Genomic DNA, 15,097 nt, shown 5'->3' with positions numbered 1-15,097 from the left:
CTGGCCCGCACCGTGCTAGACGGGCCTCCACTCTAAATTCTCAGGAATCGTCAGCCGCGCTCATGTCTCAGGTCGTCACGCGCTTCGCCCCCTCTCCCACCGGCTTCCTCCATATCGGCGGCGCGCGCACGGCGCTGTTCAATTGGCTCTACGCCAAGCGTCACGGCGGGCGCTTCCTGCTGCGCATTGAAGACACCGACCGCGAGCGCTCCACCCAGGGCGCCATAGACGCCATTCTCGACGGCATGCGCTGGCTGGGCCTCGATTGGGACGGCGACGTCACCTATCAATTCGCGCGCGCGCCGCGCCATCGCGAGATCGCCGAGGAGCTGCTCGCCAAGGGCAAGGCCTATCGCTGCTACGCCAGCGCGCAGGAGCTGGAGGAGATGCGCGAGAGGGCGCGCGCCGAGGGTCGTCCGCCGCGCTATGACGGACGCTGGCGTGATCGTGATCCGTCCGAGGCGCCGGCGGGCGTCGCGCCGGTCATTCGGCTGAAGACTCCGCAGGACGGCGAGACGGTCATAGAGGACGCCGTGCAGGGCCGCGTCGTGTTTCCGAACAAGGATATCGACGATTTCGTGCTGCTGCGCTCGGATGGCGCGCCGACCTATATGCTCGCCGTCGTCGTCGACGATCACGACATGGGCGTCACGCAGATCATCCGCGGCGACGATCACCTCACCAACGCCGCGCGGCAAAAGCACATCTATGAGGCGCTGGGATGGGAGGCGCCCAAGCTCGCCCATATTCCGCTCATCCATGGGCCGGACGGCGCCAAGCTCTCCAAGCGCCATGGCGCGCTCGGCGTCGACGCCTATCGCGGCATGGGCTATCTGCCGACTGCGCTGCGGAACTATCTCCTGCGCCTCGGCTGGAGCCAGGGCGACCGCGAGTTCTTCTCGACGCAGGAGATGATCGAGGCTTTCGATCTCGAGAGCATTCATCGCTCGCCGGCGCGCTTCGATTTCGTAAAGCTCGAAAATATGAACGGCCATTATCTGCGCAGCAGCGAGGATTCCGAGCTGCTCGAGGCGCTGATCGCCACTCTGCCCTATCTCGAGGGCGGCGCGGCGCTCGCCGCCAAGCTCGACGGCAAGCGCAAGGCGCAGCTCGCCGCGGCCATGCCCGGCCTCAAGGCGCGCGCCAAGACGCTCAATGAGCTGGTCGACGGATCGGGCTTCCTCTTCGCCGAGCGGCCGCTGACGCTGGACGCCAAGGCCGCCGCGCTGCTGTCGCCGGCGGCGAAGGCGCATCTCGCCGCGCTGACGGAAAAGCTCGCCGCGCTGGAGGAATGGAGCGCCGCTGCGACCGAGAATATCGTGCGCGAGACGGCCGCGGCGCAGGGCGTCAAGCTCGGCGATCTGGCGCAGCCGCTTCGCGCCGCGCTCACCGGGCGCACCACCTCGCCCGGCATTTTCGACGTGCTGGCCATCCTCGGCAAGGAGGAGAGCCTCGGCCGACTGCGCGACCAGGCGGCGTAACTCGCTTGAACCGCAGGCGCGGGATGCTATAGTTTGTGCAACGCACAAGAGCTCCTCTGCTCGACCATATGCGCCGCATTGCCTCTCCCCGCCCGCTGCGCATGCGCCGCAACGGCGCGGCGACCGACGCAATTCCGCCGCCCATTCGCAGGAGGGTTTGAATTTAAAGCGATTTACGTTTGATCGAGCGGGCGCGGCGGCCCATGGGCGCAGGAGCGTCCGCGCTCGGACGTTTTCGCTGGCGAGGTCGAGCCGCGGGGGAAAGCGCGGCTCGGGCGTGGCGTAAAAAATGCTGCGGCGCTTCGCCGAAGCGCCGCGAAATTACACGGATAACGCGAGAAGGTGGGGCCATGACGAAAAAAGAAGCGTCCTTTCACACCGGCGAGAAAACCGTGAGCCTGCCGATCATGGAGGGCACGATCGGCCCCAGCGTCGCCGATATTCGCAAGCTCTACGGCGATACGGGCATGTTCACCTATGACCCGGGCTTCACCTCCACGGCGAGCTGCGAGTCGAAGATTACTTATATCGACGGCGATGAGGGCGTTCTCCTCTATCGCGGCTATCCGATCGACCAGCTCGCCGAGCACGGAGACTTTCTCGAGACCTGCTATCTGCTGCTCTATGGCGAGCTGCCGACGGCGACGCAAAAGGCCGATTTCGACTATCGCATCACGCGCCACACAATGGTGCATGAGCAGATGGCGCGCTTCTTCCAGGGCTTCCGCCGCGACGCGCATCCGATGGCGGTGATGGTGGCGTCGGTGGGCGCGCTCTCGGCGTTCTATCACGACTCGACGAATATCGCCGATCCGGTCGAGCGCATGGTCGCCTCGACGCGCATGATCGCGAAGCTGCCGACGCTCGCGGCCATGGCCTATAAATATTCGATCGGCCAGCCTTTCGTCTATCCGAAGAACGACCTCGACTATACGTCGAACTTCCTGCGTATGTGCTTCGCCGTTCCTTGCGAGGAATATAAGGTCAATCCGGTGATGTCGCGGGCGCTCGACCGCTTCTTCATGCTGCATGCCGATCACGAGCAGAACGCCTCCACCTCCACCGTGCGTCTCGCCGGCTCGTCCGGCGCCAATCCTTTCGCTTGCGTCGCGGCCGGCATCGCCTCGCTGTGGGGTCCGGCGCATGGCGGCGCCAACGAGGCGGTGCTGAAGATGCTCGCCGAGATCGGCACGCCGGACCGCATTCCGATCTATATCGCCAAGGCGAAGGACAAGAACGACCCGTTCCGCCTGATGGGCTTCGGCCATCGCGTCTACAAGAACTACGATCCGCGCGCCAAGATCATGCAGCGCACGACGCGCGAGGTGCTGGCCGAGCTCGGCGTGAAGGACGATCTGCTCGATGTGGCGATCGAGCTGGAGCGCATCGCTCTGCACGACGAATATTTCATCGAGAAGAAGCTCTATCCGAACATCGACTTCTATTCCGGCATCACGCTGAAGGCGATGGGCCTGCCGACCACAATGTTCACCGTGCTCTTCGCGGTGGCGCGCACGGTCGGCTGGATCGCGCAGTGGAAAGAGATGATCGAGGATCCGGGCTCCAAGATCGGCCGTCCGCGCCAGCTCTACACGGGCGAGAAGCAGCGCGACTATCTGCCCATGTCCAAGCGCTGATATCATCTACTCCGCGGCCTTCGCGTCCAGGATGCGAAGGCCGAAACGTCTTGTGCGCTCACGCACAGCTTTCCGGCTCCGCTCCCGCCATTGTCTCCTCACCAAACGAGGAGGCGGAAATGATCGAGACGGGGTCTTATGAATTGCTCTCTTTCGAGGAGGCGCGCCAGAAGCTGCGCTTCGATCGCGAGATCAGCCTCGGCCTCTTCGATCTCTCCACTTTCCGCATCGCCTATTGCGCGGGCGATTTCGCCTATGTCGGCGACATAGAACTCTATCAATGGATGTGGTGCGACAAGATCGCGGGGCTCGTCGTCGATGGCGATATGACGATCGACGGCGATCTCATGGATAATTCCTTCGACGGCTCGGCGGCCTTCGTGCTGGCGCGCGGCAATCTCAGAGCGCGCACGGTCACGCTCGGCGGCGCCGAGGTGGTGGTGCGCGGCGATCTGCGCGTGGAAGGCGCGGTCTTCAACAGCTCGAGCGCCGGCCGCTGCGAGATCGGCGGCTCCCTCTATGCGAGCCATCTCGTCACCGACGATCATGCGACCGTCGTCGCCGGGCGCACGCCCGCGCGCTCCTTCGCGCTCGGCTATGTCGATCCCACGATGAGCGAGAAGCTGCGCGTCGCCGAGTCCTATCTCGACATATTGACGCCGGAGGCGGCGACGGAATTCGATGCGCGCAGCCGCGCGGGCTCGGAGGTCGTCGTTCGCATCGTCTCCGCCATTCGCTCCGGCCGCGCCGTCCTGCGCGCGTGATCATCGATCTGCCAGCCTCGGCTTTTCCGTAAGTTGCACGGGAGCGAGCGCGCGACTCGAAATTGACATGTTCGTCGCCGCCAATGGCGACGTTCGCCTCTCGATTCACGCAATCATTTTTCGCCCTGCGCGTGCTTTTGGTCACTGCGTTTCAATCATCGATTTCAGCCCCGGCGAATCGCAGAATCGCATCTTGCGCGATTCGCCATGATCGGATCATTCGTCATGAGCGAAACGCCCCCGCCCCGCGCGCGGCAAAATCCCCCGTGTCCCAAGGGACCGGCCGTGAACTCCGTCGTCGCCGCCGCGACGACGGCGCATGATTTGGACGAGCGCTGCAAATCCGTATTAGAAACCGAACGTGATCGAACGACCGCGCAGCGGCCGAGAGCACGAAGCGGGAGACGACGATGGGGGCTGTGAACGATTTGGCGCGGCGCGAGGCGAGCGCCCCCGACGCGCGACGTTCATGGGACGAGGTCGAGGCGCAATATCGCGAGGAATGCGCGACGATGCTGCGCGACGCGCGCCGGCATTACGAGCAGCGCGCCGCGCGTGAGCAGACGACGATCGACAATGTGCTCGCCGCTTTCGCCCGCGATTTCGACGCCTGGCTCGATCGCGAGAGGCGCGGAATTTCCACGCCCAAGCCGAACCTCTCCACACTGTTCGAGATCTGGCTGGAGCGCGGCGCGCGGCGGCTGGAGCCGCCGAGCCCGCCGAGCGAAAGCTCCGAAGCCGATGCGCGATCGCAGGAGCTGGAGCAGCGCCTCGACGAAGGCGCCCGCCATATCCAGGAATTGGAGCAGCGCCTCGCCGAGGCTCAACGACGCGCCGCGCAAAGGGCGGCGGAGACGGCGGCCGCTCTCGCCGCCGCGCCTCCGGCGCCACGCCGCCGCGGGCGCGCCCTTCTCGTCACAGCGCTCGTCCTTTTCGCCGCCATCATCGGCGCGGCGCAATGGGCGCGGCGATCGGCGGCGACGCCGCCCGAGCTGCGCGCGGCGCTCGCGCATCTGGACGCCTCCGCGAGCGAGCTGGAAATGCGCGCCCGCGCGGCGCTCGGCGATCTCGCAGCGAGCCGGGCGCGCGAGGAGGCGCTCGCGGCGCTTCTCCGAGAAGACAAAACCTATGTGATCGCGCATGCGATCGCCGCCGATCCTGAGCTCGCGCGCGCCAAGATCGACGCGGTCGAGCGCTTTCCGATCGAACGGAATCGTTCGATCGATCAGAATTCGCTCCAACGAAAGAATGCGAGAGAACCATCCGATCCCGCTGGATCGGATGGTTCTCTCGCGCCGAGCAGCCCGGCGCCTGTCGCGCGATCGCCATCTGAGCCGCCGGCGAAAGAGCCGATCGCCGCTTTGCCGCAAAATGCGCCGCAAGCCGAAGTCTCGGAAGCCGCAGCGCTCACGCCGGAGGAGGAGCCCGAGCGGCTTCCGTCCGCCGTCATCGGCCTGCAAAAGCCCGCCGCTTTTCGCGGCTTCGACAATCGCGACCTCGTGGGGCCGACGCTCGCCACTTTGCGCAAGCTCGATCAGCCCGCCTGCGTCGCCGCCTGCCGCGGCCGCGCCGATTGCCGGGCCTATTCCTTCGATCGCTGGAATCGCATCTGCCGCCTCAAATCCGCGGCCGTCGCTTTCACGCTCAATCCGCGCATGACCAGCAGCTTGCGCGAGGATATCCGCGTCCCGCGCGCGCCCTCCGGCGCGCTCGCCATGGAGCGCTACCCCTCCAAGGCCTTCCCCGGCGCCGGCTATAAGACGGCGTCCGTCGAAGGTCCCGAGGCCTGCGAGGCCGCCTGCCGCGAAGAAGACGCCTGCGTCGCTTTCACTTTCCGTCTCGACGAGAGCGCCTGTCATTTGTTCACGTCGACGGGAGAGTATTTTTCCAATGAGCTGGCCGACAGCGGCGGCAAGCGTCAGGAATAGCTCGAGACGGCGTTATTCGCTCCCGAAAGAGCAGGACGAGACGGTTACGACGAGGCTCTACTCGCGAACTTTGCGCGATCTATCCCAAATGGGGGATGCAGCGGCGGCGGAGCGGAGCTAATGCTCGAGCGTTGTTGCTGGTCGATACGTTTTACATATTGCGGGGAGGTCACGCGTCCGGAAGCGCGGCCTCCCCTATTTTATTTGCGCCGCTCAGCCGTGCGCCCGTCCGTCCATCCATGCGAGCACGCGCTCAGCGGCGCGCGCGCTCGGGCTGCGCCCATCCGCCAGCATACGCTCGCGCACGCGTGCAAGACCGCTCGATTGCGCCGCGCGCTCGGCGCCGCCGCGCAGAAGCGGCTCCAGCGCCGCCGCGAGCGCCATGGGCTCCGCGCCTTGCTGCAGAAATTCGGGAATGAGCCGCTCGCCGAGCACCAGATTGGGCAGCACGATGCTGTCGACGCTGATGAGCACGCGCAGCGGCCATTCGATCGGCGCGACCTTATAGGCGACGACCATGGGAACGCCGGCGAGCGCCAGCTCCAAGGTCGCCGCGCCCGAGGCGACCAGCGCCGCGCGCGCCCGGCGGAAAGCCGCCGGCTTCTCCTCCTGCGAAAGGAGCCGCGGCCGCAGCGGCCAGCCGGCGAGGCGCGCTTCGATTTCTTCCGCGACATGCGGCACGACGGGCAGGCCGACGTCCAGCGGCCCACAACGCGCGGCGAGCATCGCCAATGTTTCGCCGAAAGCCGGCATGAGCCGCGCGACCTCGGCGCGGCGCGAGCCCGGCAGGACGAGCAGCAGCGGCCTCTCCTCCTCCCGCGCCGCCAGCTCGGCGGCGGATGGCGTCAGCGCGTCGAGACAATCGAGCAGCGGATGACCGACATGGACGCAGGCCGGGCCGCCGAGCCGCAGATGCGCCGCCGGCTCGAAGGGCAGCACGGCCAGCACCTCGTCGATATAGGCGCGCATCGCCCGCGCCCGTCCCGGCCGCCAGGCCCAGACCGTCGGGCTCACATAATCGAGGATCGGCAGTTCCGGCCGCGCGCGCCGCACCCGCCGCGCGACGCGATGCGTGAAGTCCGGCGCATCGATCAGCACGAGGCAATCGGGCTGCGCCTCCACGACCGCCCGCGCCGTTCGGTCTATGCGCTCCAGCAGCCTCGGCAGGAGGCGCAGCACGGGAACCAGGCCCATGACGGCGATATCGCCAATGGGAAACAGGCTCGCGAGCCCTTCGCGCGCCATCGCCTCGCCGCCGAGGCCGGAAAAGCGAATATCCGGCTGCTCGGCGCGCAGCGCGCGCATCAGCAGCGCGCCGAGGAGATCGCCGGAGGCTTCCCCGGCAATGAGAAACACATGGCCGGGCCTTGCCACCGCCCTAGCCCCGCGCCGGGCGCGGCGCGCAGAGCGGCCGCTCCCGCTCGGCGCGCAGAAAGGCGATCAGCGACTCGACATCCTCGGCGCCGGCAAAATCCCGAGCGACGGTTTCGACGCGCTCGGCCAGCACCTCCGCGCCCGTCTCCTGCGGGAACAAACGGCGAAACGCCTGGCGCAGAAGAGCGAGGCGGGCGTCGGAAAAGCCGCGCCGGCGCAGGCCGACGAGATTGAGGCCGAACAAATGCGCGCGATTGCCGCCCGCGAGGCCGAAGGGAATAAGATCGCCCTCGAGGCCCGAGAGGCCGGCGACGAAACTATGCGCGCCGATGCGCACGCGCTGATGCACGACCGTCGCGCCGCCGATCGCCGCATGATCGCCGATGCGGACATGGCCGCCGAGCAGCACATTATTGGAGAGCGCGACGCCATCGCCGATCGCGCAATCATGGCCGACATGGGAATAGGCGAGAAAGGCGCAATCGTCGCCGATGCGCGTCTCGCCGCCGCCCGCTGGCGTTCCGGCGTTGATGGTGACGCCCTCGCGCGCGAGGCAGCCGCGGCCGATGACGAGCGCCCCCGGCAGGCCGCGGGATTTCAAATCCTGCGCGGCGGCGCCGAGCGCGGCGAAAGGGTGGATTTCCGCATCCGGGCCGATGCGCGTGCGCCCAGCCAAAACCACATGCGAGAGGAGGCGCGCCCCGGCGCCGAGCTCGACCTCGCCGCCGATATGGCAGAATGGCCCGATGACGACGCCCTCGCCGAGGCGCGCGCCGGCCTCGACGACAGCGGAAGGATGGATGCGCGCGCTCGATGTCATGAGGCCCATCCGGGCGATGCGGCGGCGCTCAGGCGCCGATCATCACGCTCAGCTCCGCCTCGCAGACCAGCGCGCCATCCACCAGCGCCCGGCAGGCGTACCAATAAATGTTGCGCTTGCGGGCCTTTTTGACGACATGGAACTCGAGACGGTCGCCGGGCGTCACCGGACGGCGAAATTTCGCTTTGTCGATCGTCGTGAAGAAGACCTTGCGAGTCGAGCCCTTCGGCTGCATGCGAGCAGCGATGGCGCCCGCCGTCTGCGCCATGGCCTCCACCATCAGCACGCCCGGAAACACCGGATTCTCGGGGAAATGGCCCTGAAACTGAGGCTCGTTGAAAGTGACGTTCTTCAGGCCGACGCCGCTCTCGTCGCCGCGAATATCGATGATGCGATCGACGAGCAGAAACGGATAACGGTGCGGCAGCAGCTCCAAAATCTGATGGACGCCGAGGGTTTCCGGCGCGTCGGCCGTTGTTTCTTCACTCATTTTCTTTTCTCCCCTCCGGGTCCGGGCGTCTCTCTCCCGCCGGCCCGTCTCTCATTCCTCCGGCGTCTGGCGCCGGTTTACCTCGCCTCGCGGCGGGATTGACGATCGAGCAGAAGCTCGCCACGCAAATGGCGCCGCACGGGACGCGCCGGCGCGCCGCTCCAGCGCGCGCCGGCCGGCACGTCGCGGGTCACGCCGGATTTGGCGGCGATCTGCGCGCCCTCGCCGATGGTGATATGGCCGCCGATCGCCGATTGGCCGCCCAGGGCGACGAAGTCGCCGAGCTCGCAGGAGCCGGCAAGTCCCGATTGCGCGACGATGACGCAGTCGCGGCCGATCACCACGTTGTGGCCGATCTGGACCAGATTGTCGATCTTCGTCCCTTCCCCGATGATGGTGTCGCGCGTCGCGCCCCGGTCGATCGTCGTATTGGCGCCGATCTCCACATCGTCCTGCACGATGACGCGGCCGATCTGCGGCGCCTTCACATGGCCCTCCGGCGAAAGCGCGAAGCCGAAGCCATCCTGGCCGAGCCGCGCCCCCGGATGAAGGATGACGCGGTCGCCGATGAGCGCGCAAATGACGCTGACATTGGCGCCGATGGAGCAGTCGCGCCCGATGCGCACATCCGGGCCGATCACCGCCTGCGGGCCGATCACGCTGCCCGAGCCGATCTCCGCGCGCGGGCCGATGACGGCGCCGGGGTCGACCGAGACGCCCGGCTCCAGCCGCGCCGTCGGGTGGATGATCGCGCCGGGCGAGACGCCGCTCGCCGAGAATAGCGACTGCGGCCGCAGCGAATCTGGAAACAGCCGCGCCATGACTCTCGCCATGGCTTTGTGCGGCTCGGACGTCACCAGCGGAATGACGCGGCTCGGCAGCGAGTCGAGATCGCGCGCGCGCAACAGGCAGGCGGTGGCGCGGCAGAGACGCAGCGCCGACGCATAGCGTCTGCGATCATAGAAGGCGAGCTCGCCCGGCCGCGCCAGATCGAGCGGCGCGACGCCGACGATGATTTCCTGCACGCCCGATCCGGCCTCGTGAAGGCGCGCGCCGGCGATCTCGGCGACCTCCGCCGGCGTCAGCGGCCGGTCGAGGCGGAAAAACCCGGCGGCGCCCATGCCTCGCTCCTCCCCGTCGCGCCCGGCCGCGGCCGGGACGAAAAACGCAAGGAGAACGCCGGCCGGCCCGAGGCCATTCCGGCGTCCTCGACGAAAACGATCCCCGAGCGGCGGGTCTCGCCGCTCGGGGATCGCAAATTCTAGTCGCTGTGTCGGTCGCGCGCCAGCGCGACGCGTTTAGAAATTAGTGCCGCCGGAGAAGCGGAAGCGCTGCGTAATGTCGCCATAGGCCTTGGACAGCACGACCGCATAGTCGAAGCGGATCGGCCCGAGCGGCGACTGCCACAGCGCCGAGGCGCCGACCGAGGAGCGGATCTGCGCCTTGTCACCCGAGACGGTGATGCAAGAGCCCTGGCCATAGGTGGGGGCAGTGTAGGGATAGACGCAGGGCAGGTTGGCGACGCCATACAAAGAATCGCTGAAGTTGGTCTGGCCTTTGTAGCCCCACAGCGTGCCGGCGTCGGCGAACAGCGCGCCGCGCAGGCCGATGTCCTTCGGCAGCCCCCAGATCGGGAACTGCACCTCGAGCGAGCCGCCGATATAATTGCTGCCGCCGAGCGAGTTGCCGCGCGAGCTGGTCCAATTGGAAATATCGCGCGGGCCGAGGCCGCCGGGCGCGAAGCCGCGCACCAACGTCGGGCCGAGATTGAAATTGTCCATCACTCGCATCTTATAGTCGCCGAGCGCGAACATATTGCCGCCCTGCACGCGCGCGATGCCGACCACATCGTCCACGAAAGGAATCTCGTGGAAATAGCGCAGATCGCCCGTCGTGCGCACGTAGCGGCTGTCCCCGCCGAGGCCGGCGATGTCCTGCGACAGCTGCGAGTGGATGCCGTTCTTCGGATTACGGAAGTTATCCAGCGAATTATAGGCCAGCGTGTAGCCGACGAGCGAGGTCAGACGTGTTCCAACCGATTCCTTGATGGCCAGCGAGGCCTCGCCATTGGACTGACAATTGTAGAGAATGCTGAGATCGGCCTGCGTCGGCGCGTAGATATACCCATATCCCGGCGTATAGCCCGGCAGCGGCACCTGACAGTCGTTGTAGGGCCGGTTGCTGTCGTTGGGGATGGAGATGGTCGTGGTGTAGATCGAATAGCGCGGCGAAAGGCTGACCTCGTCGGTGATCGGAATGCCGAAGCGCAGCGTGCCGCCGATCGAGGTCGTGCTGTAGTAGGAGTAATTATAGGCGTCCGACTTCTTTGCGAAGAGATCGAAGCCCGCCGAGAATCGCTGATCGAGGAAGTAAGGCTCGGTGAAGCTGAAGGACACGCCGCGGGCGCGCTGGCCGGCCTGCACCGAGAGGCGCGTCGCCTGGCCGCGGCCGAGGAAGTTGCTCTCCGACACGGAAACTTCGCCGATGAAGCCTTCCGTCGTCGAATAGCCGCCCGACACGCCGAAATTGCCGGTCGCCTGATCCTCGACGTCCACATTCACGACAACGCGATCGGCAGCCGAGCCCGGCTCGTTGGTGACGCGGACCTTCTTGAAGAAGCCGAGGCCGTTGAGACGACGTTCGGCGCGATCGATCAGCACGCGATTATAGGCGTCGCCCTCGCCGATCTCGAACTCGCGGCGAATGACGTAATCGCGCGTGCGCGTGTTGCCGCGAATATTGATGCGCTCGATATAGACGCGCGGACCCTCGTCGACGACGAAGCGGATCGCCACCGTCTGAGCGGCGGGATTGCGCTCGCCGCGCGGGCGCGCCTGCGAGAAGGCGTAGCCCTTCTTGGCGATCTCGCGCGTCAGCGATTCGACCGTCTTCTCCACCGCGTCGCCATTATAGACGTCGCCGGGCGAGAGACGCAGATAGGGCTGCAGAGAAGCCGGATCGATATCGGGCAGATGCGATTCGACGTCGACATTGGAGACGCGATACTGCGGCCCCTCCTCGACGACGACCGTGATGACATAGCCGCCCTGGGCCGGATCGAACACGGCGTCGGAGCTGACGACATGGAAGTCGGCGTAACCATTCTTCAGATAGAAGCGGCGCACCAATTCGAGGTCGGAGGCGATGCGGTCGGGGTCGTAGACGTCGCTCGTCTTGATGAACGACAGGAAGTTCATCTCCGTCGTTTCCATCAGATCGACGAGCCGCCCGGTCGAGTAGACGGTGTTGCCGACGAATTTGATGTCCTTGACGCCGGTCTTGTCGCCCTCCTCCACCGTGAACACCACATCGATGCGGCCATTGGGCAGCTGCACGGTGCGATAGGTGATCTTGGCGGCGGCGCGGCCCGAGCGCTTGTAGATCTCAAGCAGGCGCGCAATGTCCTGCTGCACGACGGTCTGATTGAAGGAGCCATGCGCGCGCGTGCGCACTTCCGAGGTCAGCGTGTCGGTCTTGACCTTGCTGTTGCCCTCGAAGACGACGCGATTGATGAGATTGGTCTCCGACACGTGGATGACCACGCGTCCCTTCTCGTGGGTGGCGCTCACATTGGCGAAGCGGCCGCTGTTGCGCAGCGCTTCGAGCCCCTTCTCGACCTCCTCCGGGCTGGTGCCGGAGAAATAGGAGCGGATCACGTCGGAATCGCCGCGGGCGTTGCCGACGACGACGATATCCTGAGCAAAAGAAGGAAGAGAGAAGCCGAGGACCGCCGATACCACGGCTGCCAAGAGATAGGAACGATTCCGAAAAGCCTCGATGGACCGCATTGTCAATCCTAAGTCCTCGTCGCGCCGTCGCCCGCCGAAAGCGGCGCGGCTCACGAACTGGGACAACGCACGCACGCTACCGCACGCCGTCCGATCCGATGTTCACCTTCTACAAGGTTTACCGTTTACTGCAAATGCCGAACGCCACGAGTTTCCCCGTTTTGCCCGGCCCGTTGCCGCGAAGCCACTTTTTATGGTCAGCGTCGCGTTAACGTCGGGAACCCGCGGCGCAGGCCGCGAGTCCCATGAGCGATCCTCCCCAGAATGATGGCGAAAAGCGGTCATAACCGCCGGTCTCGACCAATTCGCCCCGAATTTCAGTGGGGAGAAAAGGACGAGACACGAAGCTGGTCAGTCGACCCCTGCGCCGGTGAAGCGGCGCAGCAACCTGGCGAGGTCATTATAGGTGGAGAACACCATCAAGGTGCACACCATGGCGAGCCCGACTCGGAACGCGTATTCTTGCGTACGTTCCGCGAGCGCGCGGCCGCGCGCGGCCTCGATCAGATAAAAGAGCAGATGTCCGCCGTCGAGGAGCGGCACCGGCGCAAGATTGAGCAGGCCGATCGAGATCGACAGGATCGCGATGAGATTGAACAGCGGGCCGACGCCCACTTTGTCGATCGCCTTGGCCATTTGGCCGGAGACCTGCGCAATGCCGATCGGGCCGGACAATTGGTCGGTCGCCTCGCGGCCGACGACGAGGCCGCCGAGATAGGAGGCGGTCCGCCCGATGATCGTCCAGGTCTCATTGACCGCGAGGACGAAGGACTGGCCGACGTCGAAGCGCTCCTCGCGCTGGTCGGCGGGGTCCGAGCTCGCCTGCAGGCCGATCATGCCGATCTTGGTCTTGCCGAGCGCGGTCTCGATCTCCCGCAATTGCGGGGTCGCCTGCAGCGACACATCCTCGCCGGCGCGGCGGACGACGATGCTGAGCGGCTTGCCGGTGGAGGCGGAGACGATCTCCTGCATCTTGCCGAAACTGTCGATCGGCTCGCCGTCTATGGTGAGGACGAGATCGCCCTTCTGGAAGCCGGCCTGCTCGGCGGCGCCGCCCGCCTGGACGGCGGCGACCTTGGGCAGCAGGACATTGCGGCCGAAGGAGGCGTAGAGAAGCGTGAAGATGACGATCGCCAGCACGAAATTGGCGAGCGGCCCGGCCACCACGATCGCGGCGCGTTTCCACACCGGCTGGCCGAAGAAAGTGACCTTGCGCTCCTCCTCCGGCATCGCTTCGATGCGCTCGGGATCGGGCACGCTGGCGCCATTGGCGTCGCCGTGGAACTTCACATAGCCGCCGAGCGGAATCGCCGCCACGCGCCAGCGCGTGCCATAGCGATCGTGGAAGGCCCAGAGCTCTGGCCCGAAGCCGATCGAGAAAGCGTCGATCTTGACCCCGCACCAGCGGCCGACGAGGAAATGGCCGAGCTCGTGGAAGAAGACCACCATCGTCAGCACAAAGACGAAGGGGACGACATAGATGAGGATCGTCATGAGCAAGTCCAGCAAAGCGATACTCCTGGCAAACGCTACTCACCAAGAGTCCGCCACGCGGCCTCGCCCTCTTGGTTACTGAAGCGTTAACATGCCCGAAGCCTGGTTCATCGCCAAGGCGCCGCGCGATCTTTCTCTCACAATATGGTCAATATCGAGGGCGTCCTCAACGGTGGAGGGCTCACGCGCCGTGCCGTCCTTGAGCGCGGCCTCCAAAGCTTTCTCGACCTCACGGGCGATTCCGGAGAAGCCGATGCGGCCGGAAAGGAACGCCTCGACAGCGATCTCATTGGCGGCGTTGAGCACCGTGGGCAGGCCCCCGCCCTCGCGCAGCGCGTCGAGCGCGAGGGCGAGCGCCGGAAAACGCCCGAGATCGGGCTTCTCGAAAGTGAGCGCGCCGAGGGCGACGAGATCGAGCCGCGGCGCAGGCGTCTCGATTCGCTCGGGATAGGCGAGGCAATGAGCGATCGGCACGCGCATGTCCGGGCGGGCGAGCCCGGCCGTGACCGAGCCGTCGGAAAAGCTGACGAGCCCATGCACGATGGATTGCGGATGCACGATGACGTCGAGCTTTTCCGCCGGCACGGCGAAAATATGATGCGCCTCGATCAGCTCGAGGCCTTTGTTCATCAGGCTCGCCGAATCGATCGTGTTCTTCGGCCCCATCGCCCAATTGGGATGATTGAGCGCCTGCTCCACCGTCGCGGCCTCGATCGCTTCCCTGGTCCAGGTGCGGAACGGGCCGCCGGAGGCGGTGATGGTCATTTTCTCGATTCGCGAGACGTCCTCGCCGCCGAGCGCCTGGAAAATGGCGTTGTGCTCGCTGTCGATGGGCAGCAGCCTGGCCTTTTTGTCATGCGCCGTGCGCATGAAGGGCGCGCCGGCGCAAACGAGGCACTCCTTATTGGCGAGGGCGACGACGCGGCCGAGCGTGAGCGCCGCATGGGTCGGCTCGACGCCGGCGGCGCCGACGATGGCCGAGACCACGAGATCGGCCTCGCGCGTCGCGGCCTCGATCACGGCCTCGCGTCCGGCGGCGACCTGAATATTGGTGCCGGAGAGCGCCTCTTTCAGCGCCGCATAGGCGTCCTCGTCGCGGATGGCGACGAATTCGGCCTTCAACGCCAGCGCGGTCCGCGCCAGGGCGGCATGGTCGCGCCCGCCGGCGATCGCCGCGACGGAATAGCCTTCCGGGTCGCGCATCAGCAGATCGACGGTGGAGCGCCCGATCGACCCGGTCGCGCCGAGCAGCGCGATTCGCTTCGGCGGCCGCCCGCGCGACCGTGTCCCGAGCTGCTCCGATCCTGTCCCTGTCGTCATG

The 15,097-nt window shown here is 66.2% G+C and carries 12 protein-coding genes; 5 read left to right on the top strand and 7 right to left on the bottom strand.

The window, feature by feature from the left end:
• The first annotated feature begins 62 nt into the window (after positions 1-62).
• The 5 genes from gltX (at position 63) to METLW3_RS0110215 (ending at position 5,810) form a co-directional block, all read left to right on the top strand.
• On the top strand, positions 63-1,481 hold the full coding sequence (gene gltX, locus METLW3_RS0110235) for a glutamate--tRNA ligase (protein ID WP_024879830.1): 1,419 nt from the start codon (positions 63-65) through the stop codon (positions 1,479-1,481).
• A 350-nt stretch (positions 1,482-1,831) separates the two neighbouring features.
• Positions 1,832-3,118 carry a citrate synthase gene (gene gltA, locus METLW3_RS0110230; protein ID WP_024879829.1) on the top strand — a complete coding sequence of 429 codons (1,287 nt, stop codon included), beginning with the start codon at positions 1,832-1,834 and terminating at the stop codon, positions 3,116-3,118.
• Positions 3,119-3,237: 119 nt separating this feature from the next.
• Positions 3,238-3,882 (top strand): hypothetical protein, encoded by a 645-nt coding sequence (locus METLW3_RS0110225; protein WP_024879828.1) that lies wholly within the window; start codon positions 3,238-3,240, stop codon positions 3,880-3,882.
• Between the two features lie 67 nt (positions 3,883-3,949).
• Positions 3,950-4,093 (top strand): hypothetical protein, encoded by a 144-nt coding sequence (locus tag METLW3_RS28795; protein ID WP_157096318.1) that lies wholly within the window; start codon positions 3,950-3,952, stop codon positions 4,091-4,093.
• 199 nt (positions 4,094-4,292) lie between these two features.
• Positions 4,293-5,810, top strand: coding sequence for a PAN domain-containing protein (locus tag METLW3_RS0110215; RefSeq protein WP_024879827.1), 1,518 nt, complete (start codon positions 4,293-4,295; stop codon positions 5,808-5,810).
• A gap of 213 nt (positions 5,811-6,023) precedes the next feature.
• Here METLW3_RS0110215 and lpxB read toward each other — a convergent pair whose 3' ends face one another.
• The 7 genes from lpxB to dxr all read right to left on the bottom strand — a co-directional run bounded on the left by lpxB (position 6,024) and on the right by dxr (position 15,096).
• Complete coding sequence (gene lpxB / locus METLW3_RS0110210; protein WP_084484888.1) at positions 6,024-7,166, bottom strand: lipid-A-disaccharide synthase; 1,143 nt, start codon at positions 7,164-7,166, stop codon at positions 6,024-6,026.
• A 22-nt stretch (positions 7,167-7,188) separates the two neighbouring features.
• Positions 7,189-8,004 carry an acyl-ACP--UDP-N-acetylglucosamine O-acyltransferase gene (gene lpxA / locus METLW3_RS0110205; protein WP_024879825.1) on the bottom strand — a complete coding sequence of 272 codons (816 nt, stop codon included), beginning with the start codon at positions 8,002-8,004 and terminating at the stop codon, positions 7,189-7,191.
• Positions 8,005-8,032: 28 nt separating this feature from the next.
• Entirely contained in the window at positions 8,033-8,494 is a 462-nt protein-coding gene (gene fabZ, locus METLW3_RS0110200) for a 3-hydroxyacyl-ACP dehydratase FabZ (RefSeq protein ID WP_024879824.1), read from the bottom strand.
• A gap of 77 nt (positions 8,495-8,571) precedes the next feature.
• Positions 8,572-9,615: a UDP-3-O-(3-hydroxymyristoyl)glucosamine N-acyltransferase gene (lpxD, locus tag METLW3_RS0110195; protein ID WP_024879823.1), complete on the bottom strand. Its 1,044-nt coding sequence runs from the start codon at positions 9,613-9,615 to the stop codon at positions 8,572-8,574.
• Positions 9,616-9,792: 177 nt separating this feature from the next.
• A complete protein-coding gene (bamA, locus tag METLW3_RS0110190) occupies positions 9,793-12,282 on the bottom strand; it encodes an outer membrane protein assembly factor BamA (RefSeq protein ID WP_024879822.1) in 2,490 nt (829 codons plus the stop codon).
• Positions 12,283-12,633: 351 nt separating this feature from the next.
• Positions 12,634-13,776: an RIP metalloprotease RseP gene (rseP, locus tag METLW3_RS0110185; RefSeq protein ID WP_024879821.1), complete on the bottom strand. Its 1,143-nt coding sequence runs from the start codon at positions 13,774-13,776 to the stop codon at positions 12,634-12,636.
• A gap of 75 nt (positions 13,777-13,851) precedes the next feature.
• Complete coding sequence (gene dxr, locus METLW3_RS0110180; RefSeq protein WP_024879820.1) at positions 13,852-15,096, bottom strand: 1-deoxy-D-xylulose-5-phosphate reductoisomerase; 1,245 nt, start codon at positions 15,094-15,096, stop codon at positions 13,852-13,854.
• Position 15,097: the final 1 nt, after the last annotated feature.

The sequence above is a fragment of the Methylosinus sp. LW3 genome (assembly GCF_000527115.1).
Taxonomy (GTDB): domain Bacteria; phylum Pseudomonadota; class Alphaproteobacteria; order Rhizobiales; family Beijerinckiaceae; genus Methylosinus.
This window is presented reverse-complemented; position numbering and strand designations above follow the sequence as displayed.

Excerpts from the sequence above, each read along its gene's own strand:
- lpxA (WP_024879825.1), bottom strand. The coding sequence starts at position 8,004 with ATGACATCGAGCGCGCGCATCCATCCTTCCGCTGTCGTCGAGGCCGGC.
- METLW3_RS0110215 (WP_024879827.1), top strand. The coding sequence starts at position 4,293 with ATGGGGGCTGTGAACGATTTGGCGCGGCGCGAGGCGAGCGCCCCCGAC.
- lpxD (WP_024879823.1), bottom strand. The coding sequence starts at position 9,615 with ATGGGCGCCGCCGGGTTTTTCCGCCTCGACCGGCCGCTGACGCCGGCG.
- gltA (WP_024879829.1), top strand. The coding sequence starts at position 1,832 with ATGACGAAAAAAGAAGCGTCCTTTCACACCGGCGAGAAAACCGTGAGC.
- METLW3_RS0110225 (WP_024879828.1), top strand. The coding sequence starts at position 3,238 with ATGATCGAGACGGGGTCTTATGAATTGCTCTCTTTCGAGGAGGCGCGC.
- fabZ (WP_024879824.1), bottom strand. The coding sequence starts at position 8,494 with ATGAGTGAAGAAACAACGGCCGACGCGCCGGAAACCCTCGGCGTCCAT.
- METLW3_RS28795 (WP_157096318.1), top strand. The coding sequence starts at position 3,950 with ATGTTCGTCGCCGCCAATGGCGACGTTCGCCTCTCGATTCACGCAATC.
- bamA (WP_024879822.1), bottom strand. The coding sequence starts at position 12,282 with ATGCGGTCCATCGAGGCTTTTCGGAATCGTTCCTATCTCTTGGCAGCC.
- rseP (WP_024879821.1), bottom strand. The coding sequence starts at position 13,776 with ATGACGATCCTCATCTATGTCGTCCCCTTCGTCTTTGTGCTGACGATG.
- gltX (WP_024879830.1), top strand. The coding sequence starts at position 63 with ATGTCTCAGGTCGTCACGCGCTTCGCCCCCTCTCCCACCGGCTTCCTC.
- dxr (WP_024879820.1), bottom strand. The coding sequence starts at position 15,096 with ATGACGACAGGGACAGGATCGGAGCAGCTCGGGACACGGTCGCGCGGG.